Annotated in this window: 1 protein-coding gene, 1 tRNA gene and 2 rRNA genes (1 of these 4 running past the window's edge); 1 reads left to right on the top strand and 3 read right to left on the bottom strand. The window is 57.2% G+C overall.

The genetic code is table 11. The features are described 5' to 3' along the window. Window positions 1–360, top strand: a 360-nt coding sequence (locus tag OU682_RS23255) for an AI-2E family transporter (protein WP_268944560.1), incomplete at its 5' end; no start/stop codon positions are given. A 93-nt stretch (window positions 361–453) separates the two neighbouring features. Here OU682_RS23255 and OU682_RS23250 read toward each other — a convergent pair. From OU682_RS23250 to OU682_RS23240, 3 genes are all read right to left on the bottom strand, one after another. Further along, window positions 454–530, bottom strand: a tRNA-Met gene (locus OU682_RS23250). A 60-nt stretch (window positions 531–590) separates the two neighbouring features. Continuing rightward, window positions 591–705, bottom strand: a 5S ribosomal RNA gene (gene rrf / locus OU682_RS23245). Window positions 706–806: 101 nt separating this feature from the next. Beyond that, a 23S ribosomal RNA gene (locus OU682_RS23240) occupies window positions 807–3,516 on the bottom strand (it continues 126 nt past the right edge of the window).

The raw sequence follows: 3,516 nt of genomic DNA, 5'->3' as shown, positions 1-3,516 counted from the left end.
GGCGTGGCGGGGGCTGGTCTTCTGGCGCTGGTGATCCTGGCTCTGTGCATTGTGCAGGTTGGCCCGGCGCTGGTGGTGCTGCCGGTTCTGGTCTGGGGCTGGCTGACCCTGCCGCCGGCGGGGGCGTTGGTGCTGACGGGGATGCTGGTGCCGCTGACCTTCATGGACAACGTGCTGAAGCCCCTGCTGATGGGGCGGGGGCTCGGCACGCCGGTGCTGGTGATCTTCATGGGGGTGATCGGCGGCACGCTGAGCTTTGGGCTGATCGGGCTTTTCGTGGGGCCGGTGGTTCTGGCGGTGTTCTACGACCTGGTCGTGGTCTGGCTGCGGCAGGACCCCGACGCGGCGGCGGGGCGGTGAGGGGGCGGGCTTTCGGCCGATGGTCCTGGCCCCGGGCGGAACGGCAAAAAGCGCCCCTTGGGGCGCTGTTTTATCTTGCTTCAAAATTAGTATTGGTTGCGGGGGCAGGATTTGAACCTGCGGCCTTCAGGTTATGAGCCTGACGAGCTACCGGGCTGCTCTACCCCGCGCCATTGTTGTCCTGGACCGGCGTTTTTTTCATCGTTTCAGAGGATTGCGTTTCTTTCCAGGTCTGGCGGTGACCTACTCTCCCACGTCTTGAGACGCAGTACCATCGGCGCAGCGGCACTTAACGGCCGAGTTCGGGATGGGATCGGGTGTTTTGCTCGCGCTAGGGCCACCAGACCGGGAAAGAAACGCTCAGCGTTGTCCCGCGCCGTTTGGTTATGGGCGGGGAAGATGTTGTCCAAGGATGCCTTTGGGAAGAAGTCTTGCTTCTTCCGGATCAAATCAAGCCTATCGAGCCATTAGTACCGGTCAACTGAATGCATTGCTGCACGTACATCTCCGGCCTATCGACGTGGTGGTCTTCCACGGCTCTCAAGGGAGACCTTGTTTTGAGGGGGGCTTCACGCTTAGATGCCTTCAGCGTTTATCCTGTCCGTTCATAGCTACCCTGCACTGCCGTTGGCACGACAACAGGTCCACCAGTGGAACGTTCACCCCGGTCCTCTCGTACTAGGGGCAACTCCTCTCAAGTCTCCAACACCCACGGCAGATAGGGACCGAACTGTCTCACGACGTTCTAAACCCAGCTCACGTACCTCTTTAAATGGCGAACAGCCATACCCTTGGGACCTGCTCCAGCCCCAGGATGAGATGAGCCGACATCGAGGTGCCAAACGATGCCGTCGATATGGACTCTTGGGCATCATCAGCCTGTTATCCCCAGCGTACCTTTTATCCGTTGAGCGATGGCCCTTCCACTCGGGACCACCGGATCACTATGGCCGTCTTTCGACTCTGCTCGACTTGTCAGTCTTGCAGTCAGGCTGGCTTCTGCCATTGCACTCAACGAGCGATTTCCGACCGCTCTGAGCCAACCTTCGCGCGCCTCCGTTACTGTTTGGGAGGCGACCGCCCCAGTCAAACTACCCACCACGCAGGGTCCCGGACCCGGATAACGGGCCGCGGTTAGACATCAGAACAGCGAAGGGCGGTATCTCAAGGACGGCTCCACGGGAACTGGCGTCCCCGCTTCAAAGCCTACCGCCTATCCTGCACATCGCAATCCTGATGCCAGTGCGAAGTTGTAGTAAAGGTGCATGGGGTCTTTCCGTCTAACCGCGGGAAGTCTGCATCTTCACAGACAATTCAATTTCGCTGAGTCCACATTTGAGACAGCGGGGAAGTCGTTACGCCATTCGTGCAGGTCGGAACTTACCCGACAAGGAATTTCGCTACCTTAGGACCGTTATAGTTACGGCCGCCGTTTACCGGGGCTTCAATTCAAGGCTTGCACCTCTCCTTTTAACCTTCCGGCACCGGGCAGGCGTCAGACCCTATACGTCGCCTTGCGGCTTCGCAGAGCCCTGTGTTTTTAGTAAACAGTCGCCACCCCCTGGTTTGTGCCCCCGACCAACAGTTGCCTGCCAATCGGGCCTCCTTCTCGCGAACTTACGGAGGTATTTTGCCGAGTTCCTTAAATGTGGTTCTCTCAAGCGCCTTGGTATTCTCTACCAGTCCACCTGTGTCGGTTTCGGGTACGGTCTTGTGGAGGGCTATTTCCAGGAACCGCTCAGCAGCCCCTCCAATCCGATAAGGAGGAACTACACCTGCGATCCGTCACCATCTCCTGGCCCAGGACTATTAACCTGGTTCCCATCGACTACGCCTTTCGGCCTCGCCTTAGGGGCCGGCTCACCCTGCTCAGATTAGCTTTAAGCAGGAACCCTTGGACTTTCGGCGACAGGGTCTCTCACCCTGTTTGTCGCTACTCATGTCAACATTCTCACTTCTGATCACTCCACCGGTTGCCTCACGGCCCGGCTTCACAGTCAGAACATTGCCTCCGCTATCCCGAAGGATAGAAGAGGCAGCGCTCTCTATCACAGAACGCTCCGCTACCACGTGCATAAATGCACATCCAAAGCTTCGGCTCGTGGCTTGAGCCCCGTTACATCTTCGCCGCAAGACCTCTTGATTAGACCAGTGAGCTGTTACGCTATCTTTAAAGGATGGCTGCTTCTAAGCCAACCTCCTGGTTGTTTTGGAAGTCTCACATGCTTTCCCACTTAGCCACGAATTGGGGGCCTTAGCTGTTGGTCAGGGTTGTTTCCCTCTCCACGACGGACGTTAGCACCCGCCGTGTGTCTCCCGGATAGTCCTTCTCGGTATTCGGAGTTTGCTTAGACTCAGTAAGGCTGTGGGCCCCCATCATCCATGCAGTGCTCTACCCCCGAGAGGATACGTCCGAGGCGCTACCTAAATAGCTTTCGCGGAGAACCAGCTATCTCCGAGTTTGATTGGCCTTTCACCCCTAGGCACAAGTCATCCCGACCTTTTTCAACAGGTGTGGGTTCGGACCTCCAGTTGGTGTTACCCAACCTTCATCCTGCTCATGCCTAGATCACTCGGTTTCGGGTCTGATCCGTCTAACTCATGCGCCCATTTAAGACTCGCTTTCGCTGCGCCTCCACCTACCGGCTTAAGCTTGCTAGACAGACCAAGTCGTTGACCCATTATACAAAAGGTACGCCGTCAGGGCTCAAGGCCCCTCCGACTGCTTGTAGGCGTCCGGTTTCAGAAACTGTTTCACTCCCCTCGTCGGGGTGCTTTTCACCTTTCCCTCACGGTACTGGTTCGCTATCGGTCAGCAAGGAGTACTTAGCCTTCGGGGGTGGTCCCCCGATCTTCAGACAGGATTTCACGTGTCCCGCCCTACTTGATACGTCCCATCAGACTTCCCATACGGGGCTGTCACCCGCTCTGGCCAGACTTTCCAGTCTGTTCTGGTCATCCTCAAGGCTCGGCTGGTCCGCGTTCGCTCGCCGCTACTGACGGAGTCTCTGGTTTGATTTCCTTTCCTCCGGGTACTTAGATGTTTCAGTTCCCCGGGTTCGCTTCTTGAACCCTATGTGTTCAGGTCCAAGATACCTGGTTTGCCCGATTGTTGATTGCCGCAAGCGGCAAACAACAACCAAGCATCAGGTGGGT

Source organism: Paracoccus benzoatiresistens (genome assembly GCF_026913015.1).
Lineage (GTDB): Bacteria > Pseudomonadota > Alphaproteobacteria > Rhodobacterales > Rhodobacteraceae > Paracoccus > Paracoccus benzoatiresistens.
The sequence above is the reverse complement of the archived record's forward strand: the minus strand, read 5'-3'. Positions and strand labels throughout refer to the sequence as shown.